Annotated in this window: 27 protein-coding genes and 1 riboswitch; of the genes, 13 read left to right on the top strand and 14 right to left on the bottom strand. The window is 64.8% G+C overall.

Annotated features, from left to right (window positions below; all coding sequences use genetic code 11):
• Positions 1-51 precede the first annotated feature (51 nt).
• The 3 genes from BA190_RS26055 (at position 52) to crcB (ending at position 2,655) form a co-directional block, all read left to right on the top strand.
• Positions 52-1,641, top strand: coding sequence for an ABC-F family ATP-binding cassette domain-containing protein (locus tag BA190_RS26055; RefSeq protein ID WP_068294718.1), 1,590 nt, complete (start codon positions 52-54; stop codon positions 1,639-1,641).
• A 29-nt stretch (positions 1,642-1,670) separates the two neighbouring features.
• A riboswitch (Fluoride riboswitch) is annotated at positions 1,671-1,730 on the top strand.
• Between the two features lie 74 nt (positions 1,731-1,804).
• A complete protein-coding gene (locus BA190_RS37090; protein ID WP_256390553.1) occupies positions 1,805-1,927 on the top strand; it encodes a hypothetical protein in 123 nt (40 codons plus the stop codon).
• Between the two features lie 290 nt (positions 1,928-2,217).
• A complete protein-coding gene (crcB, locus tag BA190_RS26050; protein WP_068294715.1) occupies positions 2,218-2,655 on the top strand; it encodes a fluoride efflux transporter CrcB in 438 nt (145 codons plus the stop codon).
• A gap of 33 nt (positions 2,656-2,688) precedes the next feature.
• Here the strand turns inward: crcB and BA190_RS26045 are convergent, their stop codons facing one another.
• The gene (locus BA190_RS26045; RefSeq protein WP_068294712.1) at positions 2,689-3,861 is read right to left on the bottom strand and encodes an ROK family transcriptional regulator; all 1,173 of its coding nucleotides are present in this window, start codon (positions 3,859-3,861) and stop codon (positions 2,689-2,691) included.
• 357 nt (positions 3,862-4,218) lie between these two features.
• Here BA190_RS26045 and BA190_RS26040 point away from each other — a divergent pair, with 357 nt between their 5' ends.
• The 7 genes from BA190_RS26040 to BA190_RS26010 all read left to right on the top strand — a co-directional run bounded on the left by BA190_RS26040 (position 4,219) and on the right by BA190_RS26010 (position 11,091).
• Positions 4,219-5,295, top strand: a complete 1,077-nt coding sequence (locus BA190_RS26040) for a Gfo/Idh/MocA family protein (RefSeq protein ID WP_068294709.1) — start codon at positions 4,219-4,221, stop codon at positions 5,293-5,295.
• Positions 5,295-6,131 (top strand): sugar phosphate isomerase/epimerase, encoded by an 837-nt coding sequence (locus BA190_RS26035; protein WP_068294706.1) that lies wholly within the window; start codon positions 5,295-5,297, stop codon positions 6,129-6,131. The genes BA190_RS26040 and BA190_RS26035 overlap by 1 nt, the downstream gene beginning before the upstream one ends.
• Positions 6,132-6,308: 177 nt before the next feature.
• Positions 6,309-7,115 (top strand): alpha/beta fold hydrolase, encoded by an 807-nt coding sequence (locus tag BA190_RS26030; protein ID WP_068294703.1) that lies wholly within the window; start codon positions 6,309-6,311, stop codon positions 7,113-7,115.
• Positions 7,112-7,816, top strand: coding sequence for a ribulose-phosphate 3-epimerase (locus tag BA190_RS26025; protein WP_068294700.1), 705 nt, complete (start codon positions 7,112-7,114; stop codon positions 7,814-7,816). Before BA190_RS26030 ends, BA190_RS26025 begins: the two co-directional genes overlap by 4 nt.
• A gap of 3 nt (positions 7,817-7,819) precedes the next feature.
• Positions 7,820-8,785, top strand: a complete 966-nt coding sequence (locus BA190_RS26020; RefSeq protein ID WP_068294696.1) for an ROK family protein — start codon at positions 7,820-7,822, stop codon at positions 8,783-8,785.
• Between the two features lie 343 nt (positions 8,786-9,128).
• Complete coding sequence (locus tag BA190_RS26015; RefSeq protein ID WP_068294694.1) at positions 9,129-10,109, top strand: aldo/keto reductase; 981 nt, start codon at positions 9,129-9,131, stop codon at positions 10,107-10,109.
• 154 nt (positions 10,110-10,263) lie between these two features.
• Positions 10,264-11,091 (top strand): aldo/keto reductase, encoded by an 828-nt coding sequence (locus tag BA190_RS26010; protein WP_068294691.1) that lies wholly within the window; start codon positions 10,264-10,266, stop codon positions 11,089-11,091.
• Positions 11,092-11,254: 163 nt separating this feature from the next.
• Here the strand turns inward: BA190_RS26010 and BA190_RS26005 are convergent, their stop codons facing one another.
• Complete coding sequence (locus BA190_RS26005) at positions 11,255-12,574, bottom strand: LLM class flavin-dependent oxidoreductase (protein WP_068294688.1); 1,320 nt, start codon at positions 12,572-12,574, stop codon at positions 11,255-11,257.
• Positions 12,575-12,782: 208 nt separating this feature from the next.
• On the opposite strand from BA190_RS26005, the gene BA190_RS26000 reads away from it, so the two are divergent.
• A complete protein-coding gene (locus tag BA190_RS26000) occupies positions 12,783-13,133 on the top strand; it encodes a GFA family protein (RefSeq protein WP_068294685.1) in 351 nt (116 codons plus the stop codon).
• A gap of 264 nt (positions 13,134-13,397) precedes the next feature.
• Here the strand turns inward: BA190_RS26000 and BA190_RS25995 are convergent, their stop codons facing one another.
• The 3 genes from BA190_RS25995 to BA190_RS25985 form a co-directional block, all read right to left on the bottom strand.
• Complete coding sequence (locus BA190_RS25995; protein ID WP_068294683.1) at positions 13,398-14,273, bottom strand: phytanoyl-CoA dioxygenase family protein; 876 nt, start codon at positions 14,271-14,273, stop codon at positions 13,398-13,400.
• Between the two features lie 30 nt (positions 14,274-14,303).
• Positions 14,304-15,968 (bottom strand): GSCFA domain-containing protein, encoded by a 1,665-nt coding sequence (locus BA190_RS25990; RefSeq protein ID WP_256390552.1) that lies wholly within the window; start codon positions 15,966-15,968, stop codon positions 14,304-14,306.
• Between the two features lie 247 nt (positions 15,969-16,215).
• Complete coding sequence (locus BA190_RS25985; protein WP_068294808.1) at positions 16,216-17,532, bottom strand: S41 family peptidase; 1,317 nt, start codon at positions 17,530-17,532, stop codon at positions 16,216-16,218.
• 135 nt (positions 17,533-17,667) lie between these two features.
• Here BA190_RS25985 and BA190_RS25980 point away from each other — a divergent pair, with 135 nt between their 5' ends.
• Together BA190_RS25980 and BA190_RS25975 are read left to right on the top strand one after the other, a co-directional pair.
• Positions 17,668-18,102, top strand: a complete 435-nt coding sequence (locus tag BA190_RS25980) for a group III truncated hemoglobin (protein WP_068294677.1) — start codon at positions 17,668-17,670, stop codon at positions 18,100-18,102.
• A gap of 208 nt (positions 18,103-18,310) precedes the next feature.
• Entirely contained in the window at positions 18,311-19,201 is an 891-nt protein-coding gene (locus tag BA190_RS25975) for a DMT family transporter (protein WP_068294673.1), read from the top strand.
• Positions 19,202-19,300: 99 nt separating this feature from the next.
• Here BA190_RS25975 and BA190_RS25970 read toward each other — a convergent pair whose 3' ends face one another.
• The 9 genes from BA190_RS25970 to BA190_RS25930 all read right to left on the bottom strand — a co-directional run.
• Positions 19,301-19,711, bottom strand: a complete 411-nt coding sequence (locus BA190_RS25970) for a thioesterase family protein (protein ID WP_202908525.1) — start codon at positions 19,709-19,711, stop codon at positions 19,301-19,303.
• A gap of 175 nt (positions 19,712-19,886) precedes the next feature.
• The gene (locus tag BA190_RS25965) at positions 19,887-20,384 is read right to left on the bottom strand and encodes an RNA pyrophosphohydrolase (RefSeq protein ID WP_068294669.1); all 498 of its coding nucleotides are present in this window, start codon (positions 20,382-20,384) and stop codon (positions 19,887-19,889) included.
• Positions 20,384-20,887, bottom strand: a complete 504-nt coding sequence (locus tag BA190_RS25960; RefSeq protein WP_068294667.1) for an RNA pyrophosphohydrolase — start codon at positions 20,885-20,887, stop codon at positions 20,384-20,386. The genes BA190_RS25965 and BA190_RS25960 overlap by 1 nt, the downstream gene beginning before the upstream one ends.
• Before the next feature lie 37 nt (positions 20,888-20,924).
• Entirely contained in the window at positions 20,925-21,518 is a 594-nt protein-coding gene (locus BA190_RS25955; RefSeq protein ID WP_068294664.1) for a DsbE family thiol:disulfide interchange protein, read from the bottom strand.
• Entirely contained in the window at positions 21,515-21,718 is a 204-nt protein-coding gene (gene ccmD, locus BA190_RS25950) for a heme exporter protein CcmD (RefSeq protein ID WP_245314960.1), read from the bottom strand. The genes BA190_RS25955 and ccmD overlap by 4 nt, the downstream gene beginning before the upstream one ends.
• 1 nt (position 21,719) lies before the next feature.
• Positions 21,720-22,478, bottom strand: coding sequence for a heme ABC transporter permease (locus BA190_RS25945; RefSeq protein ID WP_068294661.1), 759 nt, complete (start codon positions 22,476-22,478; stop codon positions 21,720-21,722).
• Positions 22,479-22,722: 244 nt separating this feature from the next.
• On the bottom strand, positions 22,723-23,304 hold the full coding sequence (locus tag BA190_RS25940) for a DUF924 family protein (RefSeq protein WP_082980043.1): 582 nt from the start codon (positions 23,302-23,304) through the stop codon (positions 22,723-22,725).
• A gap of 11 nt (positions 23,305-23,315) precedes the next feature.
• The gene (locus BA190_RS25935; RefSeq protein ID WP_068294658.1) at positions 23,316-23,582 is read right to left on the bottom strand and encodes a hypothetical protein; all 267 of its coding nucleotides are present in this window, start codon (positions 23,580-23,582) and stop codon (positions 23,316-23,318) included.
• Between the two features lie 138 nt (positions 23,583-23,720).
• Positions 23,721-23,981 (bottom strand): SDR family oxidoreductase (locus BA190_RS25930; RefSeq protein ID WP_156771386.1); only part of this gene is annotated, 261 nt, incomplete at its 5' end.

Here is a 23,981-nt window from a genome sequence, read left to right as displayed (position 1 = left end):
TGAACCTGAACGCAACGCCGCTTTGCCTTGTGTCAGGGATCAATCATTCTCATGCCTGCTTCGATCACGCTCTCCAATCTCTCCTGGTCCACGCCTGACGGCCATGCGCTGTTCTCCGGGCTCGACCTGAGCTTCGGCCCCGAACGGTCCGGCCTCGTCGGCCGCAACGGTGTCGGCAAGACGACCTTGCTCAAACTGATGGCGGGAGACCTCCAGCCCCGCTCCGGACGTATCATCGTCCATGGCAGCCTGGGACGCCTGCGCCAGGCCGTCCAGTTCGGCCCGGAGGAGACCGTCGCCGATCTGTTCGGCGTGACGGACGCCCTCGCCTTGCTTGCCCGGGCAGAATCGGGCCAGGCCAGCGCCGAGGAGCTCGCCAAGGCTGACTGGACACTGGAGGCCCGCCTCGCGGCCGCCTTCGCCCGGCTCGGCCTTCCCATCGAACCCGACACTGTGCTGACGATGCTCTCGGGCGGGCAGCGCACCCGCATCGGCCTGGAAGCGCTGGTCTTCGCCGAGCCGGACTTCCTGCTGCTGGACGAGCCGACCAACAATCTCGACCGGGACGGCCGAAAGGCCGTCATCGAGTTGCTCGCCGGCTGGCGCGGCGGGGCGCTGGTGGTCAGCCACGATCGCGAATTGCTGGAGACCATGGACGCCATCGTAGAGCTGAGCTCGCTCGGCGCCGGCGTCTATGGCGGCAATTGGAGCCAGTATCGGGCGCGCAAGGCCCTGGAACTGGCGGCCGCCCGCCACGATTTGGGCGAGGCGGAGAAGCGGCTCGACGCGGCTGAGCGAAAAGCCCAGATCGCGGCGGAACGCAAGGCGCGCAAGGACAGTGCGGGCCGCAAGGCCCGGGCCAAGGGCGATGCGCCCCTGCTGCTCCTCGACGCCAAGAAGGAGCGCAGCGAAAAGAGCGGAGGTGCCGGCGCTCGCCTGGCCGAACGCCAGCAGTCACAGGCGACAGAGGCCCTCTCCAAGGCGCGCGAGCGCCTCGAGATCCTGCAACCCTTGTCGGTGAGGCTCGCGCCCACGGGCCTGCCCGCCGACAGGATCGTCCTGCACCTCGATGCGCTGCAGTTCGGCTACGAGCCGGGGCAACCGATCCTGAACGGCCTCTCCTTCACGCTCGCCGGGCCGCAGCGCGTCGCCGTCGTCGGGCCGAACGGCAGCGGCAAGACGACATTGCTCGACCTGATTACCGGCCGCCTCCGGCCGCAGGCAGGCCAGGTGCAGGTCCTTCCCGGTTTCGCCCTGCTCGACCAGGAGGTAAGTCTGCTCGACCCGCAGGAGACGATCCGCGACAATTTCAAGCGGCTCAATCCGCAATCGGACGAGAATGCCTGCCGTTCCGCGCTGGCCCGTTTCATGTTCCGGGCAGACGCGGCTCTCCAGAAGGCCGGCAGCCTCAGCGGCGGGCAGATGCTGCGGGCCGGCCTCGCCTGCGTCCTGGGCGGAGAGCGGCCGCCGCAATTGCTGATCCTGGACGAGCCGACCAATCATCTCGACATCGATGCGATCGAGGCGGTGGAAGCAGGCTTGCGTGCCTATGATGGCGCCCTGCTGGTGGTCAGCCACGACGAGAGCTTCCTTGATGCCATCGGCATCTCGCACAGGCTGGAACTGCCGCCGGCGACTTGACCCCGCCGGGGCCCGGGCCGTATTGTGGGGCATCGATAGGGGATGGAGTCCCCCCAAACCGCCGCAAGGCTGATGACTCCTACCAGGTGCTTCGCGCCGGTAGGAGTTCGTCCCAGCTCCCGCTTTCGTCGAAGTGCCGCAGCGATCTCCCTGGAGGTATGCCATGCGCCCTTCGCGACCAAGACGGCCGATACCCTTCCTGCTTCTCCGAATCTGGCTCGTCCTGGCCTTTCTCGGCCTGCTCGGGCTTGCCATCGCCTGGCGCCTGGGGCTGATTCCGCCGTGAATCAAGCATTGCCGGGATTTCAGATTGGCGGTGGCCTAAACCCAATACCGTTCACTAGAGCGCCTTCGCGTTTGCACTATCCTTGTCATTGCCGGACTTGACCCGGCAATCCAGCCCGGAGTCCGTTCAAGTCGCGGGTTTCTGGATAGCCGGGTCAAGCCCGGCTATGACAAATCGTAGTGTTTCCTTGCTGAATGATCCGCATTGGGCCTAAGCCCCGGCTACCCCTCATCGGACCAGCCTATTGCCGCCGAAACCTTCATCTCTCTCACCGAATTTTCGGAGCATCCATGTCACCCGTGCTCGCCAACACCATCATGATCGCCATCGGCGGCGCCATCGGCTCCGTGGGACGCTATTGGATCGGCTTGCTGATGGCGCCCTACAGCGAAAACCTGCCCTGGGCCACCATCCTCATCAACATCGCCGGCTCCTTCGCCATCACCTTCTTCGGCACGCTGACCATCGCCAATGGCCGGGCGCCCCTGCCCGATCTCTGGCGGCTGTTCTTCATGGTCGGCATCTGCGGCGGCTTCACCACCTTCTCCTCCTTCAGCCTGCAGACCTTCGAACTCCTGCACATGAACATGCCCGTGCGGGCGCTGATCAATGTCGGCGTATCCGTGGTGCTCTGCGTCGCGGCGTCCGCACTGGGCTTCTATGGTGCGGCAACCATCAATGGCACGCAGCAGGCAGCGCAGGTTCAGGTGGACGAGGAAGCATCCTGACTTCGGATCCCCAGCCAGGTGCCGCACCTGGCATCAGCCGCCGATCTCGATGTTGGAAACGTCGAAATCCTGATGATGGGCGATGGTGGCGGCACCGATAGCGCATTCCATCTCGCCCAGGGTCGACAAGCGGATCTGCGGTTTCGTCATCCCCGGCACGATGCCGGCGCCGACCGCCTGCGACAACCTGTCGAGGCGGGCGGCGAGCACCGGGCGCATGGCGCCGCCGAGCACGATCGTGCTGGGGTTGAAGATGTTGGTCAGCGATGTCAGCCCGATGATGAGATGGTCCGCGAGTTCGTCGATGGCCGCGCCGGCGTTGCGATCCCCGGCATGGGCGGCGGCGGCCACCATCGCCGGCAGCGCCGAAAGACTGTCGACGCCGAAGCCCTGGCCGGGGCGATAGGACCGGTCGAGCGCGGCAATGTTGACGAAGGTCTCCAGGCAGCCCTCCTGCCCGCAGGAGCAGCGCGGGCCCCTCTCGCGGATGCGGATATGGCCGAACTCGTTGCCCGTGCCGCCGGCTCCGCGCACGAGGCGCCCGTTGACGATGGCGGCCCCGCCGCAGCCGGCCCCGAGCTTGAGATAGACGATGGCATCTGCCTGCAGCCCGGGCTGGGTATAAACCTCGCCAAAGGCGGCGGCATGGGCGTTGTTCTCGACGAAGACAGGCGCGCTGAGCGCCTGCTCCGCCAGGGCCTTCAGGTTGAGATCCTTCCAGCCCAGCATGGGCAGGTGCACGACATAGCCGTCCGAGCGCACCAGGCCGGGCACGGTGATGCCGATCGAGCGCAAGGGCTGCGCCAGGCCGCGGGCATAGGTCGCGATGGCATCGACCGCCGCCTCCGGGCCAACCGGATGAGCCAGGCGGGCCGTACGGCTGTCGACCACCCCGAGCGCCAGGTCGATCAGGGCAAAGCGCACCACGCCGACGCCGATCTCGGCCCCGAGAAAGTAGCCGCCGCTCGGATTGAGGGTGATGTCGACGCCGGGCCGGCCGACATCCCGGCGCGCATTGTCCTCGCGAGAGGTGCGCCGCTCGACCAGGAGAGAGCTGGCCGTGAGATTCTCGACCAGGTTGGTGATGGTGGCGGGGGTCAGGCCGAGACGCCGGGCGAGTTCGGCCCGGGGCATCGCCCCTTGCAGGCGCAACTGGGTGAGAATACGCCGCTCGTTCACATAACGCGCGAAGGTCTGGTCAGCCATGATCTCACTCTACCCGAATCTCGACGGCGCTTCGCGATTTGGCAGTATCATTACGAATCACGAAGACACCTCAGCCACCCCTGTCATGCCCGGGCTTGACCCGGGCATCCAGCGGCGCCTCGTTCGATGTCTCGAAGGGCAGGCCGGATTGTCGGGTCAAGCCCGGCAATGACAAAGGTTGAGCCCATTCGCTTCATCTATTCTCCAGAGACTCCTATGGCCTTGTTTGCAAGCGCCTTTGCCATTCGAGGCAATTTTGTCCCATCGCCACGCATCCTGGTACCGATAGCACCAAAAGCCTTGCACATCATATTTGTTTAGATAATAAATAAATTATAGAAATCGCAGGATTCCATCATGCCGAAGAAGGAAGAGCGCCGCCTCAAGGTCGGCGTGCTGGGTTGCGGCCCGATCGCGCAGGCCGCTCATTTCGAGAGCTGCACCAAGGCGCGCAATGCCGACCTCTACGCCATCTGCGACGTCGCACCCGATTTGCTGGAGCGCATGGCCTGGACGCACCAGCCCGAGAAGACCTTTTCGGACTATGCCGCCATGCTGGCAGATCCCGAACTCGATGCGGTGATCGTGGCGACCTCGGACGCCTTCCACGTGCCGGCCTCGATCGCCGCGCTGGAAGCGGGCAAGCATGTGCTCAGCGAAAAGCCCATCGGCGTCGGCGTCGAGGAAGTGGAAACCTTGCGCACCGCCGTGGCTGCCAGCGGCAAGGTGTTGCAGGTCGGCCATATGAAGCGCTTCGATGCCGGGCTGGAAGCGGCCAAGGCCTTCATCGACACGGAAATGGGCGAGATGCTCGCCCTCAAGGCCTGGTATTGCGATTCGACCCATCGCTACCCGATGACGGATGCCGTCCAGCCCTTGATGGTCACCAGCAAGCAGGCCCGCAAGCCGGCCGGCGATCCCAAGGCCGACCTCCAGCGCTATTACATGCTTGCCCATGGCAGCCATCTCGTCGACACCGCGCGCTATTTCGGCGGCGAGATCGTCGAGGTCGAGGCGCGTTTTTCCGAGCGCTTCGGCGCGCGCTGCTGGTTCGTCGACATCGCCTTCGCCAATGGCACGCTCGGCCATCTCGACCTCACCGTAGCCGTGCGCATGGATTGGCACGAGGGCTTCCAGATCTATGGCGAGCATGGCAGCGTGCTCGGCAAGACCTATAACCCCTGGTACTACAAGAGCAGCGACGTCGACATCTTCCGCGAGAAGGACGGCGCCACCACCCGCGTGCTCGGTGCGGACGGCCATTTCTACCGCCGGCAGCTGGAGGGCTTCGCCGACGTCATCCTCGAGGGCGCGCCGATGCGCGGTGCTAACATCGAGGACGGCGTCGCCTCTGTCAGGGCGATGATCGCCATCGCCCAATCCGTTCGCGAGGGCCGTGCCGTGCGGCTCGCCGACGTCAAGGGAGAGCTGTGATGCGGCTCGGCATCTTTGCCAAGACTTTCCCCGGCGACACGCCGGGAACGGTGATGGCCGCCGCCCGTGCGGCGGGCTATGACAGCGTGCAATACAACATGGCCTGCTCGGGCCTGCCCTCCATGCCCCCGGCCATTCCGGACGGCGTCGCCGAGGCGGTCCATGTTGCTGCTCTCGGCCAGAAGCTCGATGTCGCAGCCGTCTCCGCCACCTACAACATGATCCATCCCGATCCGGCCCAGCGCTGGCGCGGCCATGACAGCCTTGAAATCATCGCCGGTGCGGCCCATGGCATGAGGACCCGCCTGCTCACTTTGTGTACCGGCACGCGCGATCCTGACGACCAGTGGCGCGGCCATCCCGACAACGCCACGCCGGAGGCCTGGCGCGATCTCGCCGCCAGCCTGGAAACGGCGCTCGATATCGCCGAGCGGCACGATGTCGATCTCGGCATCGAGCCGGAGCTGGCCAATGTCATCGATTCGGCCGCCAAGGCCCGCGCCATCATCGACGAGATGGCGAGCCCCCGGCTGAAGATCATCCTCGACCCGGCCAATCTCTTCGAGATCGCCTCGCTCGCCGAGCAGCAGCGCCTGGTCTCCGAGGCCATCGACCTCCTGGCCGACCGCATCGTCATGGCCCATGCCAAGGACAGGGATGCCGTCGGCGGTTTCACCACGGCCGGCAAGGGCGTGCTCGACTACGACCATTATCTCGCCGGCCTCGCTCGCATCGGCTTCAACGGTCCCCTGGTCACTCATGGCCTCGCCGCCGGGGAGGCGGCAGAGGTTGCCGCGTTTCTCGGCCGGAAGCTGGCGGAGGTGATTGCGCGATGAGGGGCGCCGAACCCCGCAGAACCACTCCCTTCTCCCCTTGCGGGAGAAGGTCCCGGCAGGGGGATGAGGGGTGTTGCACCACATTCGACCCGCGTAGCGAGACCCCTCATCGGCCCCTTCGGGGCACCTTCTCCCGCAAGGGGAGAAGGCCGACCGCACCGCGGGGCGCTTGATCCGATGAACACGCACTTCCAGCGCGACAACCTCAGCCTCGCGGTGCATGACCGCGGCAGCGGCGTGCCCGTAGTCTTCCAGCATGGCCTGTGCGGGGATGCTGCCCAGCCGGCCGAAATCTTTCCCTTCGAGCTGCCGGCGCGCTGCCTCACGCTCGAATGCCGTGGCCATGGCGGCTCGGACGCCGGCGACACCGGGCTTCTCTCGATCGCAACCTTCACCGACGACCTGGCGCACTGGCTCGACAGCCTGGCGCTCGGCCCGGTCGTCCTCGGCGGCATCTCGATGGGCGCGGCGATCGCCCTGCGCCTCGCCGTCACCAGGCCGGACCTGGTGCGGGCACTGGTGCTGGCCCGCCCGGCCTGGATCGCCGAAGCCGGCCCCGCCAATATGGCGCCCAATGCTCAGGTCGGCGCGCTGCTCGCGGGCCACGAGGCCGCCGAAGCAAGGGCGCTGTTCGAGGCCTCCGATACGGCGCGCGATCTTGCCGCCGGCGCCCCGGACAACCTCGCCTCGCTGCGCAGCTTCTTCACACGGGAGCCCCAGGCCGTCACCGCAGCCCTGCTCGCCCGCATTTCGGCGGATGGACCCGGCGTCTCCCGCGCCGATATCGCCGCCCTGAGGATCCCCACGCTCGTCATCGGCACAGAGGTCGATGCCATCCACCCGCTCGGCCATGCCGAGACGCTCGCCGCGCTCATTCCCGGCGCCCGGCTCGCCCGTATCACCCCCAAGGCACTGGACAAGCCGCGCTACGTCCAGGATTTTCGCGCCGCTCTGGCGCAGTTTCTCTCGGAGATTCCTGCATGAAACCCGCTTCCGGCTGGCTCCAGGCCCTGCCCGCCGACCGCCTCCTCGCCGAATTCTCGCTCTGGTCCGCCGATCTCGGCCGTCTCGCCGACGACATCGCCCGGGTCGAGCCCCATGTCGACATCTTCCATGTCGATGTCGCGGACGGCCATTTCTCGCCGGCCCTGCTCTATTTTCCGGACCTGACGGCGGCCGTGCGCAAGGTCACCGCCAAGCCAATTCACGTCCACCTGATGACGACGGACGACATCCTCCTCGACCAGATAGACCAATTCGCCGAAGCCGGCGCCGACCTGATCAGCATCCATGCCGAGAACGCCAATGCCGACGCGGCGCTGGTTCGCATCCGCGAGCACGGCCTTGCCACCGGCATGGTGCTGCAGCTCCACACGCCCGTGGCGGCGGCGGAGCCCTTCCTCGACCGGCTGGATATGCTGACCCTGCTCGGCACCCTGATCGGCATCAAGGGCGTCGGCCTCGACGATTCGGCCCTGGCGCGTCTGCGCGAAGCCCGCAAGCTGATCGCGGGGAAGGCCGGGCACCGCATCATTCTCGCTTCCGATGGCGGCAATCGCGAGCACACCGTGCCCAATCTGCGTCTCGCCGGCGCCGAGACCATCGTGATGGGGTCTCTGGCCTTCGGTGCGCCGGATCTGGCCGCCCGCATCGCCTGGGTCCATGGCCTGCAGCGGGAGCCCTGACCCATGGTTCGGCGCGCCATCGGCATCGATCTCGGCGGTACGCAGGTGCGCGCCGCCCTCGTTGATGATACCGGCGCCGTGCTCAGGCGCGCCGCCGCTCGCACCGATGTGGCCGGTGGCCCGAAAGCCGTGATGGCGCAATTCCGCCGCCTCATCGATGAGGTGACCGACGACGAGAGCCTCGGTTCGCTCTCCGGTATCGGCGTCTGCGCGCCTGGCCCGCTCGACAGCCACACCGGCACCTTCATCCATGTGCCGACCTTGCCGGGCTGGGAAGACTTCCCCCTGCGCGACGAACTCTCCGCCGTGCTCGGCCGGCCGGTCGTGGTCGAAGGCGACGCCATCGCCGCCTGCTACGGCGAATGGCGTTTCGGCGCCGGCCGCGGGCTCGACCATCTCCTCTATGTCACCGTCTCCACCGGCATCGGCGGTGGTGTGGTCAGCGATGGCCGGCTCCTGCATGGCAGGCGCGGCATGACCGCCCATGTCGGCCATTTCCGCCTGGCGCAGAATCTCCGTCCGGCTGGGGACGAACCGCGCTGCAGCTGCGGCGCCGTCGGGTGTTTCGAAGCCTACGCGGCCGGCACCGCGCTGGACCGGCGCGCACGCGAAGCCGCGCTCGCTCATCCCGGCAGCAGCCTCGCGCGCCTGGCGGCGCCGACCGCCGGGCACATCGTCGAAGCCGCCCGCGGCGGCGATGCGACGGCGCTCGCGCTCCTCGACGAAGAAGCCAATTTGCTCGGCGAGGGCTTTGTCAGCCTCATCCATCTCTATAGCCCCGAGAAAGTGGTGATGGGCGGCGGTGTCTCGCATGGCTTCGACTTGATGGCGGAGGCGATCCACGGAATCATCCGGCGCAACGCCCTGCCCTCCTTCCGCGACGTGCCGGTGGTGAAAGCCGCCCTCGGCGACAATGCCGGCTTGGTCGGCGCCGCGGCCTTGGTGATGTTCGGCGAGCGAGCCCGTTGATCCTCTGATCGGGGGGCCGGAGCCCTTGCTGCAAGTGATCGGCAGCTTCGAGCTCTTCGCCAGAGGCCATATCGATGCCGACCATCGAAGGAGTCATACCGCCGGTCGGGAAACGGCGTTTCCCTTCAATGCCCGCAACGTCTGGTTCAATGCCCAAGCCCAACTCATCCGGGCCGGGTACCGCGCGAACGTCGGCGGGTCATTCTGCCCTGCTTTGAAGCTGGACTTCGACACTCGGCCGTTTCACAATCGATCCAATCCATCGAGTAGCGGGATTAGTCGGTTCGCGTGGCCCTTCGGATGGCGCCGCCCGAAATAGATTTTCAGCGAGGAGTTTTCATCCATGGATTACGTCAAGCTCGGCTCGACGGGGCTCGAAGTGTCACGCCTGTGCCTTGGCTGCATGACCTATGGCGATCCCGATCGTGGCAACCATGCCTGGACCCTGCCCGAGGAACAGAGCCGCCCCCTGATCCGCCAGGCCATCGAGGCCGGCATCAATTTCCTCGATACCGCCAATACCTATTCGGACGGGACCTCCGAGGAAATCGTCGGCCGGGCCATCAAGGAGTTTTCGCGGCGCGAGGAGATCGTGCTGGCGACCAAGATCTTCTTTCGCACCCGCCCCGGCCCCAATGGCGAGGGCTTGTCGCGCCGCGCCATCCTGGCCGAGATCGACAACAGCCTCCGGCGTCTCGGCACCGATTATGTCGACCTCTACCAGATCCATCGCTGGGATGCGTCGACGCCGATCGAGGAGACGCTGGAGGCCCTTCATGACGTGGTGAAGGCCGGCAAGGCCCGCTATATCGGCGCCTCCTCCATGCATGCCTGGCAGTTCACCAAGGCGCTCTACACCTCCCGCCTTCATGGCTGGACCGAATTCGTCAGCATGCAGGACCACCTCAACTTGCTCTATCGCGAAGAGGAGCGCGAGATGCTGCCGCTCTGCCACGACCAGGGCATCGCCGTCCTGCCCTGGAGCCCGCTCGCCCGCGGCCGGCTGACGCGCGATTGGAGCGAGAGCAGTGAGCGCCAGCAGAGCGACAATGTCGGCACGGCGCTCTATGACGCCACGCAGGATGCCGACCGCAGGGTCATCGAGGCCGTGGCCGCCATCGCCAAGGCGCGCGGCGTGTCCCGGGCGCAGGTGGCCCTCGCCTGGGTGGCGCAGAAGAGCGGTGTGACAACCCCGATCGTCGGCGCCTCCAAGCCGCATCACCTCACCGATGCCGTCGCAGCACTCGACTTGAAATTGACAAGCGAGGAAATCGCAACGCTCGAAGCCCCCTATGTCCCGCATGGTATCGCCGGCTTTCAATGAGGCTGGCGGTTGCGCTTCGCGAACCAGACCATAGATGAGGGATGTAGCCTCAGCGGCCGCATCCCTCCTGCCGGCGATCCGCCTTCCTGGGAACGGAGCCGGCGCTTTGCCATCATCCCTTTCTTCCCTTCGTCGATTTCAGGAAAGATCCCCCATGAGTCCGACCATCCGCTTCAATGACGGCAAGGAAATCCCGCAACTCGGCTTCGGCGTCTGGCAGGTGCCGAATGACGGCGCGAACGCCGCCGTGACGGCGGCGATCGAGGCCGGCTACCGCTCGATCGACACCGCCGCCATCTATGGCAACGAAGCCGGCGTGGGCGACGCGTTCGCCGCCTCCAGCGTTCCCGTCAAGGACATCTTCGTCACCACCAAGCTGTGGAACGGCGACCAGGGCTATGACACGGCCCTGCGGGCCTTCGAGGCCAGCCTGAAGAAACTGCGCCTGGAGACGATCGATCTCTATCTCATTCACTGGCCGGTGCCTTCACGCGATCTTTATGTCGAAAGCTGGAAGGCCCTGATCAAGCTGCGCGAGGAGGGGCTCGTCGCCTCTATCGGCGTCTCCAATTTCCAGATCGCCCATCTCGAGCGCCTGAAGGCCGAGACCGGTGTGGTGCCGGCGATCAACCAGGTCGAACTGCATCCACGCTTCCAGCAGAAGGCCCTGCGCGCCTACCACGCCAAGGAGGGCATCGCGACCGAGGCCTGGAGCCCGCTCGGCCAGGGTACGCTGCTCAGCGACCCCGCGCTGACGGCCATCGGCAAGAAATACGGGAAGAGCTCTGCCCAGGTGATCCTGCGCTGGCATCTCGACATCGGCAATGTCGTCATTCCCAAATCGGTGACGCCGGCCCGTATCGTCGAGAACTTCCAGGTCTTCGATTTCAAGCTGGCGCCGGAGGACATCGCCGCCATCGAGAAGCTCGACGACCCCAAGGGCAAGATCGGCCCGGATCCCGACAGCTTCGCAATGGTATGAAGGTCGAGTTTAGGACGACAGTTGCGTTTGCATGAAAGAGCGCAGGATATGCGGATTGTCAGCCTCCTGGCTGACATTCTGCTTGCCAGCAAGGGCTGCGTTTCCAAGATGTCAGCCAGGAGGCTGACACTCCAACCGCCCCAACTCTGCAGAAAATTTTCTCTTATTTGAAGAACCGGTTCTGCGGCCGCGGCAAGCCGAGATTCTCGCGCAGCGTCCGCCCCTCATACTCCCGCCGGAACAGACCACGCTCCTGCAGCACCGGCACGACCTTGTCGACGAAATCGTCGAGACCGCCAGGCAGATAGGGGAACATCACGTTGAAGCCATCCGAGCCCTCGCTTTCGAGCCATTCCGCCATGTCATCGGCAATGCTGGCGGGCGTGCCCACAAAGGCAAGGCCGGCATAGCCGCCGAGGCGCTGGGCCAGCTGGCGCACGGTGAGGCCCTCGCTTTCGGCCAGTTGCAGCACCCGTTCGCGGCCGCTCTTGCTGGCATTGGTCTCGGGAATGGCCGGCAGCCGGCCGTCGGGATCCAGACCCGAGACATCATGGCCGAGCGCGATGGAGAGCGAGGCGATGGCGCTGTCGTAATGCACCAGGCTGTCGAGCCTGGCGCGCTTGGCCCTGGCCTCCTCCACGCTGTCGCCGACCACCACGAAGGCAGCCGGCAGGATCTTCATATGATCCCTGTCGCGGCCGAGCCTGGCCATCCTGCCCTTGACGTCGGCATAGAAGCGGCGCCCTTCCGCCAGATTGGGCGGGGCGGTGAACACCGCCTCCGCCGTCTCGGCCGCGAGCTGCCGGCCCGGCTCGGAAGAACCCGCCTGCACGATCACCGGCCAGCCCTGCACCGGGCGGGCGATGTTCAGCGGCCCGCGCACGGAGAGGTACTCGCTTTTGTGGCCGAGCACATGCAGCTTGTCCGGGTCGAAATAGAGGCCGCTTTCGACGTCGCGAGTGAAGGCGTCGTCGGCCCAGCTGTCCCACAGGCCGGTGACCACGTCATAGAATTCCCGCGCGCGGCGGTAGCGCTCGTCGTGCCCCATATGATCGTCCAGGCCGAAATTCAGGGCCGCATCGGGATTGGACGTGGTCACGATGTTCCAGCCCGCCCGGCCGCCGCTGAGATGATCGAGCGAGGCAAAGCGGCGGGCGACATGGTAGGGGGCATCGAAGGTGGTGGAGGCGGTGGCGACCAGACCGATATGCTCGGTGACGGCCGACAGGGCCGACAGCAGGGTGAAGGGCTCGAACGACGTCACCGTATGGCTGCGCTTGAGCGCTTCCACCGGCATGTTGAGCACGGCGAGATGATCGGCCATGAAGAAGGCGTCGAAGCGGGCGCTTTCGAGGCGCTGGGCCAGGTGCTTGAGATGGGCGAAGTTGAAATTGGCGTCGGGCCAGGCGCCCGGATAGCGCCAGGCTCCGGTATGAATGCTCGCCGGACGCATGAAGGCGCCGAGCCGCAATTGGCGGGCCATGAAGATCTCCCATGAAAGGGCAGGCCGGGTCCGCGAGGCCCGGTCGAGCACATCACTCAGAATATAGAGTGTGTATGGTTTTGACGTCTGCCAAGGCCCTGCACAAACAAAAGCAAGTCCTCTTCCCGGCACCGGAACAGGATCCCCGAATCCCTCGCTCCGGACTATATTTGGCGCCCTGCATACAACCATCCCGGGAGGACGAGACATGAGCTTCGAAGGCAGTTGTCATTGCGGCGCGGTTTCCTTTACGGCCGAGGCCGACGCGCCGACCAGCGCAGTGAGCTGCAATTGCTCCTATTGCCGCCGCAAGGGCTCGCTCCTGGCCTTCCTGCCGGCCGAGGCGGTGACCATCTCCGCCGACCCGGCCAGGCTCAAGACCTACCAGTTCAACAAGCACCGCATCGAACACCAGTTCTGCGAGACCTGCGGCACTCAGGCCTTTGCCAAAGCAAAGCGGCCCGACGGGGCCGCAATGGTGGCGATCAATCTGCGCTGCGTGCCGGCCATCGACCTCGATGCGCTCGAGATTCACAAATTCGACGGCGCGAGCACCTAGAGCGTTTTCCGGAAGAGTTGATAGACTTTTCGATGAAGAAAACGCGTCAAAACAAGGAGATAGAGAAAAAGTGCGATTCCGAGAAACCGCACTTTGCTCTAGAGCAAAGCGCGTTTAGACGGAAGCGCTGCATTGCTCTCACTCTTTGATGGGACGCGTCTTTGCGATTCTTGGTGATTCCACCAAATCGCAAAACGCTCTAGCGCCGGCGCATCGCCCTCATGCAGCGGCAGGCGGCACCCTCATGTGAGAGCGCCCCCCCCTTCAGGCCGAAGCGCCTGATTGCGCCACCTCCTTGTTTCGGCGCGTCCTTGTGTTTCGCGGCGAAATGGTCAAGCCGGGCTCTTCAGGCTCGTAAGCGGGCCTCGACGATGGCGACGCAGACAGCGGCCACCCTTCCCAGAAATCGTCCGTGTGGGGCTCGTCGGCCTGGTCGAGCCAGTCGTCACGGTAGTAGTCCGCGAGCAAGGCATAACGAATCTTGTCGGTCCGGTTCGTCGTCGGCGTGTGCAGGAGCCGATGGTGCCACAGCACCAGCGTGCCGCGCGCCCCGGGCAGCATCACATGACGGCAACGGGCCTCCGCTTCCAGGCGCAAGGCTTCGACATTATCGAGCAATTTGTAGGATGCGCGGCCGGCAAACGCCTTCGCCATGATGTAGTGGCTCCCTTCCCAGACGCTGAAGGCGCCGCCATCCTCGGCAACGTCGTCGAGATAGAGCACGGCATTCACCTGGAAGGGATGCGCATCCATCCCACCCTTGATCGTGTCGCTCGATTGCGGGGTCGGAAAGATCGGATAGAGGCCGCGCGTCGCATGGCGACCGACGCAGCGATCGCCGATCAGGCTGCGCACGGCCGACATCACCGGACCGTTGCCGTACATCATCCGGATCAGTTCGGGATGCCGGAACACATTATCCTTGAACTTCAGCCGGCCGCGGCGTTTGGCGAGCGTGGCGGACCGGCAATCGTCCTCGATCTCGCCGATCCAGGTCTTGGGATCGTCACGATCGAAATGGCTGTCGATCTGGCTCCAGGTCAGGTTGATCGCCCAGTTCGTCCATTTGGCGTCCAGGTCTATCTGGACGGTGCAATAGCCCTTGTCGACGAATGAGTTTTTCTGAACTTCGCTTAGCATAGGCGCCCCCAAGCTCCTGCTTCAAATCAATTACGCACCGACCAATTCGCCGATCCTGTCCTTCAGTTTGTTGTAGCGGCGGTTTTCGCTGGGCGTTGCCGGCTCCGCCTGGGCGAAGCTCTGCCTGGCGGCGGCAAGATCACCACGCAGGAGATACGCCTCGGCGGAAAGGATATGGCCAAGCGCCGATTTGGGATTGTCGACCAGCGCAAGCTCGAGCAGTTCCAGCGCACGCCCAACCGACGATTGCGCCAGCAAGGCGCGCGCCACATGGATCCGCGCCTGCGAAGCGTGCTTGGGCAGGGCGCGCGACCAGCCACTGAGCGTGGTCTCCAGCGCGGCGATATCGCCATTGTTTCCTTCCGCTTCGACCCGAAGCGACCAGTAGCGGCTTGACCGCGCTTCCTCCAGCTTTGGATCGTAGAGGATGTCCAGCGCCTCCCGGTTGCGCTTGAGCATCAACAGGGCACGCGCCTTCGCCATCTTGATCCGCTCGGAGCGGGCATCGGTCAGCGAAGCGATCTCCAGCGCCCTGGCGGCCTGCTTCTGATCGACCAGCCACTCGATGTGCTCGGTCGCAAAGGTCGGTGACTTCCCCGACCACTCACCGAATTCGGAGAAGAAGCGCGCCGCCGAGCTCGGATCGCCCTTGCGCGCCTCGACGGCATGCAAATGCGCCGCCGATGCCCCGCCCGCCTCGATACTGGCCTGGGCGCTCTCCAGGCCGTCGTCGCCCACGCCGCCTGCGTCGAAGTGCCGGACCAGGCGGTCGACATTATGAGCGATCAGCGTCTCGCTGACATGGGTGAAATCATTCATCCAGGCAATCTGCCGGTCGCTCTGGAGCACGGATTCATAGCTGGGGAAGTAGTGCACATTGTCGTAGCGCGCGACCATTTCCTCGGTGACCGTGCGCAGGACGGACTTGCTGTAGCAATTTGCCACCATCACGTCTTCGGGACGATGCGTAATCCCGAGCGCCACCGGCGATACGCTCATCAGGACGACCGCATCGCTCCGCCCATATTTGCGCAGCAAGCCGATGGCCCGGTCGCAATAGTCCAGCGTCTCGTCATGAGAGAGCACATGAAGCTCGAAACGCTCGGGGTAGCGGCGGACCAGCGGCGGCGGCGGCAGGCTGTTGAGATAGGTGCCAGCCACATTGTCGTACCAGACTTCGACCAGGCCGAGCGTGACGATGATCAGCTTGCAATCTTTGAAGCTGCCATAGGCCTTGGTGATGGCCGAGCGTCGGCGCAGTACCGTCTCCCGCGGTGCGGGCTGCACATTGTGGGTGACGTGCAGATCGAGCCATTTGCCGGAGCCATATTCGACGATGGCCTGATCGGCATCGAACTGCAATTCCCCGGTAGCCCAGCCCAATTCGTTCCAGATGGACGGCGTACTGAAGTTGTTGAGCGCCCGCGGATGCACGCCCGCGAAGCTGCGATCGTCCATCAAATCCCGCATCGGCAGGCGATAGCCCGCGGTAGCAAGCCGACCTTCCACATTGCGTGCGAAACACGATCCAACAGTGAAGATCTTGTCACCCGGCTCCAGATCTAACTCAAAATCAAAATGCGGACTGGCAATCGGCTCAACTCGATTAGCAGCATTTCTCGCCCCCCAGAAACTGTATTCATTCGCCTTACGAAGCTTGATTGCATCTACAGCAGACGATTTGTATAGCGGCACGGGACCTCTTATGATTTTGTTCGAACTGAGCTATGTTCTCCTGACTCGATGACTTCTATGAGTCCATAGAATGTTGCTCGGCGTCAAGAGACAGCTTTGTGACGATTTTGTGGCTGCGTCCCCCGGCTTCCCGCCGCTGTCCCGCACGTCACCGGCGCATATCGACCCTGGGCCGCAGCCGAGGGTTGCAAAACGCCTTCCCGGTCCGACACCAGGCAGCGCATTGTTTCACCCGAAGCGCCGCCGCTCAGTTCCCGGGAGGCCGCCACAATTCACTGCGCTCGCGTTCCGTGCTGCGCAGCATGTCGAGGGCGATGTGAAGCTGGACGTCGTCGGTGGGGTCTGGCGGCACATAGAAGGATGAGCCGCTCTCGTCCCTGGGCCCCGTTCCCTTGAGATGGCCCGTCAGGCCTGCTTCGCCCAGCGTGGCGTGGCCGAGGCCGGCACCGGTCGGATCCTGCTGCCGCACGGCGATGTCCGGCTCGATGCCCTGTGCCTGGATCGAGCGGCCGAGCGGGGTGTAGTAGCGCGCCGTGGTCAGCACCAGGGCACTGTCGTCGGGCAGGCGGGTGACCGTCTGGATCGAGCCCTTGCCGAAGGAGCGCGTGCCCAGGATGGTGGCACGCTTGAAATCCTGCAAGGCACCGGCGACGATCTCCGCCGCCGAGGCGGTACCGCCATTGATCAGCACCACCAGCGGCACGCCGCCGGTGATGTCCTCGCCATGGGCGATATAGACCTTCGACTGGTCGGGCTCGCGCCCGCGGATCGACAGCAGCACCCCTTTGCCGATGAAAGCTGCCGACACCATGATAGCCGGATCGAGCAGACCGCCAGGATTGTTGCGCAGGTCGAGAATGATGCCCTTCAAGGCACCGGGCCGGAAGGCTGTCGGCAGGCGTTCGGCGATCCGCCTCAGGCTATCGGGCGTCTGCTCGTTGAATTCCCGGATGCGGATATAGCCGACATCCTCTCCCATCACCTCGAAGCGCACGCTTTCGGCCCGGATGATCTCGCGCGTAAGCGTATAGGACAGCGGCACCGCATTGCCGCGCCGCCGGATGGTCAGGATGGCGGAACTGCCCACCGGCCCTTCCATGCGCTGCAGCATCGCTGCCGGGCTCAGCCCCCGCACGACATCGCCGTCCAGCTTGAGGATGATGTCTCCTGCCTTCAGTCCCGCCGTGGCAGCTGGCGTGGCGTCCAGGACATGTTCCACCTTGACCAGCCCGCCCAGCACCTCGACTTCGAGGCCAAGCCCGACGCGCTTGCCGGCAAGCTCCTGCTGCATGTCGGACATGGCCTTGGGATCGACATAGCGTGAATGGGGATCGAGCTTCGACATCATGCCGCCGATGGCGCCCTGGATCAGCACGTCCGGTGCGGGCTTGTCGACATAAGTGGCGAGCACCCGCTGATAGATCGCAATGAAACGACCGAGCTCGTAAAGTTGCTCGCGAGTATCGTTGTCCGGGTTTTCAGGGTCCGGCTGTTGTTGAGCCCTGGCCGGAACTGCAATCAAGCCAAGAAGAAGAACAGCTATCGCAAGTGGACGCATGCGCATGGCGGCCTCCACTCTTCCAATGATTTCCAATTACATGGTGACGCGCGGTTCGAATGTCAGTACCACCGCCGAAAAATAGCTGCTGCGACACCAGCGCATTGGTACCGGCCTGTCTTTTGCGGCATAGAGACGGCCATGGCAGCCAGCATCAATATGAGCGAGCCGAACGGCACCGCGGTCAGCGAGGCGATGATCGAGCGCCTGGTCCACACCTTCTATGGCCGGGTGCGGCAGGATGATCTGATCGGGCCGATCTTCAATGCAAAGGTCGCCGATTGGGACGACCATCTGGCCAAGCTCTGCGCCTTCTGGTCATCGGTCATCCTGCGCAGCGGCCGCTATGACGGCCGCCCGCTCCGCCCCCATCTGATGCTGCCGCTGGAAGGCCGGCATTTCGATCGCTGGCTCGATCTGTTCGAGCGCATGGCCCTCGACGTGCTGCCCCGCGACGCCGCCCTGCTGTTCATCGATCGCGCCCGCCGCATCGCCGACAGTTTCGAGATGTCGATCGGCACCCAGCGCGGCGAGATCCGGCCGCCGCGGCACCAGGCGAGAAGGCTGCCGGCTTAAATAACCTTGCTGACTGTCATTACGAGCGGAGCGAAGCAATCCAGAAATCGTGAGCGCTCCTCGGCCTGGACTGGATTGCTTCGCTCCGCTCGCAATGACGGCATCAGAATAGCCTCCAGCAGACATATGGCTGGCACGTCGCCCAAAAATCCCGGATGGCGCCTTTCCCGATTTTGCGGCATAGCAGGCGCAACCGAAAGAACCGTCCATGCCCGCCAAACTGCTCGCCACCCTGATCGGCCTGATCGCCATCCTGCTCTGGTCCGTCCTGGCCCTGACCACCGCGCTCACTTACCGCATCCCCTCCTTCGAACTGCTCGGGCTGACCTTTGCGGTAGCGACACTGATGGGCGCGGCCTCCTGGCCCTTCCGGCCAGGCGCCACGGCGGCCCTGCGCCAGCCCTGGCCGGTCTGGACACTCGGTGTCGGCGGCCTGTTCGGCTATCACGCCGTCTATTTCGAAGCGCTCAAGCGGGCACCGCCGGCCGAAGCCAGCCTCATCGCCTATCTCTGGCCGCTCCTGATCGTGCTGTTCTCCGCCATGCTACCCGGCGAGCGGCTGCGCTGGTATCATGTCGCCGGCGCCCTGCTCGGCTTCGCCGGCGTGCTGGCACTCGCCCTCGCAAAGGGAGTGTCGGGCTTCGAGACGGCCAATGCGCCGGGCTATGCGCTGGCGCTCGCCTGCGCCTTCATCTGGTCGGGCTATTCGGTCCTGTCGCGCCGTTTCAAGGCGGTGCCGACGGATGCGGTGGTGGGTTTTTGCGGGGTGACCTGCGTGCTGGCGCTGATCTGCCACGGCCTGTTCGAGACCACGGTGTGGCCTGATGCCAAGGAATGGCTCGCCATCGTCGGGCTTGGCCTCGGACCGGTGGGTCTGGCCTTCTATGCCTGGGATCGCGGGGTCAAGCATGGCGACATCCGCCTGCTGGGCGTCGCTTCCTATGCCACGCCTGTGCTGTCGACGCTGATCCTGGTCGCCGTCGGTATCGCTTCGCCGAGCCTGGCCTTGGCGCTTGCCGTGCTGCTTATCGTCGGCGGGGCGCTCATCGCCTCGCGCGACCAGCTTTTCCCGGCACGCAAGCCAGTGGTGGAAGCCTGAGGTTCTCTAGTGCAAAGCGCGTTTAGGCTGTTTTGCTCTCGCTCTTTGGTGCGACGCGTCTATGCGATTCGAGATGATTCCGCCTAATCGCAAAACGCTTTAGTTCGCCGGCCTGCCGAGGAAACGCTCGATGATGGCGCTCGAAAGCCGCTTCGGCCGCTTGGTGGCCACGTCCAGGCAGCACCAGCTCGACTTCACCTCGGCGAGCACTTCCTCGCCGCGCTTGATGATGATGCCGTAGAAGGCCTTCGCGCCATGCACCTTCTCGAGAATGACGGTAGCGATCACGTCGTCCTCGAGGAAGGCCGGCTTGCGATAGGTGATCTCGTGGCGGAGCGCCACCCAGGCATGCTTCTTCAGCGCCTCGGCGGGCGCCAGGCGCTCCCAATGGCTGATGATCGCCGCCTGCACCCATTTCAGGTAGCTGGCATTGTTGACATGGCCCATGAAGTCGATATCCGAGCGATCGATACCGACGGTATAATCATAGGGCATGACGTTCCGAAACATCGCTTCCGCGCCTCCGCGCCAAAATCGGCATATGGGGACGCCACCTCCGAAATGCAGCCCCCGATACAGCCCAAGTGCCATTGAAGCAGCATAGCTTGGCACAAGCATGGCATGGCGCCAATCCGTCCAATGGATCTACGCTGAACAGGTGGGTCGGCGAAAGGTTCCAGGCCCGTCAGGCCCCGAATCCGGCAAAGGCCTGCGCCATCAGCAGATAGACCGGGCGCTTATGCGGCGTCACCAGGTCGGGCAGCCGCGCCAGCCTTTCCCAGCGCCAGCCGAAGAATTCCTGCGGCTCGCCCGTCGGCAGATTGACGACGTCGATCTCGCTGTCCTGCCCCTCGAAGCGCAAGGCCGCCCAGCGTTGCTTCTGGCCGCGAAAGGGCGACAATTTGTGCGGCGGTCCGTCATAGGGCGGGAAGTCGTAAGGCCACCATTCCTCCGTCACCGCCAGCACGGAGGCGTTGCGGACATTGGTTTCCTCCCAGAGCTCGCGCTTGGCGGCCGCGACGATGTCCTCGCCCTCGTCGATCCCGCCTTGTGGGCATTGCCATTCGAGGCCCGGCACGATCAGCTCCGGCCCGGAGGTCTCGGCCCGGCCCGCGAGCACCAGCCCCTCGGCATTGAACAGGGCGATACCGACATTCGGCCGATAGGGTTTCGTCGCATCCATCACGCCACCAGATACCGGAAGGCCGCCACCACCTCGGCATAGACGCCGCGCTTGAACGGCACGATCAAGCCAGGCAAGGCGGCAAGGTCTTCCCAACGCCAGTCCTCGAACTCGGCCTGGTGCTTGCCACCGGCCGGCCGGAGCACGTCGATCTCGCTGTCCGGACCGGTAAAGCGGAAGGCGAACCATTTCTGGGTCTGGCCACGATATCGCGCCGTCCAGCCGCCGCCAACCGCCTCGGCTGGCAAATCGTAGGAATACCAGTCCGGCGCCTCGGCCAGAAAGGCGATCGAGCGCACATTGGTCTCCTCATGGAGTTCGCGGATCGCCGCCTCGCGGGGGTCCTCGCCCTCGTCGATGCCGCCCTGCGGCATCTGCCATTCGAAGCTGCCGGGCGCGCTTCCGGCGCGCGGCTTGCGGCGGCCGACGAAGACCTTGCCTTGCGCATTGAACAGCGCCGCGCCGGCACAGGGGCGGTAGGGAAGCGTGGAGCGGTCGGTCATTGCAGGGCCCGAATGTCGCAGATCTGGAAATCGCAGGTCAGGATTTGGAGGCGGCCTCGATCGCAGGCAGCAGCCTGGTCCTCAGGCTGTCTTCGCTCAGCGGGCCGACGATCTTGTCGACGATCTCACCCTTGCCATTGACCACGAAGGTCTCCGGCACGCCATAGACGCCCCAGTCGATGGCAGAGCGGCCGTTCACATCGACGCCTACCGCTTCATAGGGGTTGCCGAAGGTGCCGAGATAGCGGCGGGCATTGTCAGGATCATCCTTGTAGTTGATCGCGACCAGGCGTCCCTTGCCGAGGCCGGCCAGTTTCATCAGCACCGGATGCTCGTCCCGGCAGGGGCCGCACCAGGAGGCGAAGATGTTGACCACGCTGACGCCGCCCGATTTGAGATCGGCGGTGGCAAGGCCCGGAAGTGCCTTGCCGTCCCGCACGAGCTCGGCGAGCGGCGGCAGGCTCATCTGCGGCACCGGCTTGCCGATCAGGGTGGAGGGCAGCGCCGAGGGGTCGCCGCCGGAGCGGAGCTGGTAGAAGAACAGGCCGGCAAGCGCCGCGAACACGATCAGGGGCAGGAACACCAACGCGCGGCGGCGCGGCGCCGGCGGCAGGGTCTGGCTGTCGCTCATGGCAATTGTCCGTCCGGCTTGGCGTCCCGGCGCGAACGGCGGCGCAGGCCCTGGGCTTCCAATTCAGCTAAGGTTCGGTGCTGGGCCTTGTGATCCAGCACCACCCAAGTGATCAGCGCTGCGATCACCGCCGCCGCCAGGCCGTAGGCCCAGACGATGAAGACCCAGTGCGGCCCGAGATCCATGCCGAGCACTATCATCTCAGGCCTCCACCGGCAGCGAAGCGGTCATGGCCGGGGTGACGCCGGCCGCGGCCATCAGGCGCATGGTGCGGATGCGGCGGCGCAGGATTTCGTTGCGCATCGCCGCCAGATGCAGCGTGACGAACAGCAGGGTGAAGGCCAGCGCCATGTCGAGCAGCGGCCAGAGCATGTTCCAGGAATAGATGGTGGAGCCGCCGATGCGGAACACCGAGGCGCCCTGATGCAGGGTGTTCCACCACTCGACCGAGAATTTGATGATGGGAATGTTGACGGCCCCGACCAGCACCAGCACGGCCGAGATCCGCGCCGCCTTGCCCGGATCCTCGATGGCGTGCCACAGCGCCATCAGTGCCAGATACATCAGGAACAGCACCAACACGGAAGTCAGGCGTGCATCCCAGACCCACCAGGTGCCCCACATCGGCTGGCCCCAGAGCGAACCTGTGATCAGGCACAGCAAGGTGAAGGCGGCGCCGATCGGCATGGCCGCCTTCATCGCCACTTCGGCGAGCGGGTGGCGCCAGACCAGCACGCCGAGCGCCGAAAGCGACATCGCCCCCCAGCCGGCCATGGCCAGCCAGGCGCAGGGCACGTGGATATACATGATCTTCACGGTGGCGCCCTGCTGGTAATCGTCCGGCGCGAAGGCGGCGCCATAGAGGCCGGCGGCGAACAACAGCACCGTTACCCCTGCCAGCCACGGCAGGAGGCGGCCGGCAAGGCCCATGAACAGGGTGGGATTGGCGTATTTCCACATGCGTCTGTTTTAGCTTCGCAGCGGCGGCGAAACAATGACGAAGGGAACACAAATATCCGAGAGCCAAAGCGTTTTGCGGTTTGAACGAATCATTTCAAATCGCAAAGACGCGTCGAACCAAAGAGTTGGAGCAAATGAGCGTTCACACCTGAACGCTTTGCTCTAGCGCGAAGGACTTCCTCCAATCCGTGACGAAATTCGACGCAACTCGGCAACCGACCAATCCCCGGCCGCGTTGCCCCCCTCAACCCCGGAAGCCTCCGTCTTCGAGGAAGGCAGCTTCCTCTGCCGTCGTGGTGCGGGCAAGGATGGCGTTTCGATGCGGAAACCGGCCGAAGCGGCGGATGATGTCCCGATGTCCCTCGGCATGATCGAGCCAGGATCGACCGAGCCTGGCGTTGAGCACCACCGACAGGTCCTGGTCGGCGAGCGCTTCCGAATGGGCGAAGGGCAGGCAGAAAAACAGCCTCAACGCGGGCTCGACCTGCTCCATATGGCCAGTATCGAGCGCAGCGCGGGCATAGTGGCGGGCGAGGGGATCGGTCGCATACATATGCCCGGTGCCACGAAAGGCGTTGCGGGGAAACTGGTCGGTCAGGATCAGCAGGGCCAGAGATCCTTGCGCCGTCGTGCCCCAATCATCGTGCCGACGCGCCGCGACCGCCATGTGAAGATCGAGAAAGCGCCTGCGAAAATCTGTGTCGAAGGCAGGATCCTTGGCGAACCATTGGCCTGCTGAGGCCTGCCAGAAGGCCACCACGCCCTCCGGCCCCCGTGGATCATTGCCGCTCCGATGCAGCGACCGCAAAATGCCGGGACGTTTCATTGCGCCGGTACTCAGCGAGCCAGGCGCCAGATCGCCAGGCCGGCGACCAACGCCGGCACGAGGAAGACGATGACGAGAATCGGCAATTCGTCCCGCACCGAATATCCCGCCTTCGTGACGCCGACCCACATGTTGACGAGCGAGATGATCAGCCAGACCGGAACGAACGCCTTGGCGGCAAGCGCGAGATCGGGCATCGAGCCGCCCCAGAGCCTACCGAAGAGGCAGAACAGGCCGAGCAGAACAAGGCCACCGCCGATCACCATCGCCATATGCATGCACGGCTCTCCATCTCATGAAAACACACTCGGATTCTTGGCGAGAAGCACGTCGGGGTTGCCGATCAGCATGGCCTTGTGCTGCCGAAGGCATCGAACCCGGCAGCGGCGGGCCACCGACCCGCCGCTGGCTTCGTCTCACTTGGTGGTGTAGCCGCCATTCACCAGGATGGTCTGTCCGGTCATCCACCAGCCGTCGGAGACGAGGAAGCGGATATAGGGCACGATGTCCTCGATGTCGGTGAGGCCGGTCTTGGAGAATTTCGACAGGGCCGCCGCGCTCTTGTGGTAGGCGACGGCATCGGCGCCCTCGGCCGGATAGAAGAAGGACGTGTCCATCGGGCCGGGGCCGATGGCGGTCACCGAGATGCCGCGCTCGCCGAACTCCTTGGAGGCGGC

The sequence above is a fragment of the Labrys sp. WJW genome, assembly GCF_001676615.1.
GTDB classification, from domain to species: domain Bacteria; phylum Pseudomonadota; class Alphaproteobacteria; order Rhizobiales; family Labraceae; genus Labrys; species Labrys sedimenti.
Note: the sequence above shows the minus strand (reverse complement) of the source record. Positions and strands in the feature narration are given on the sequence as shown.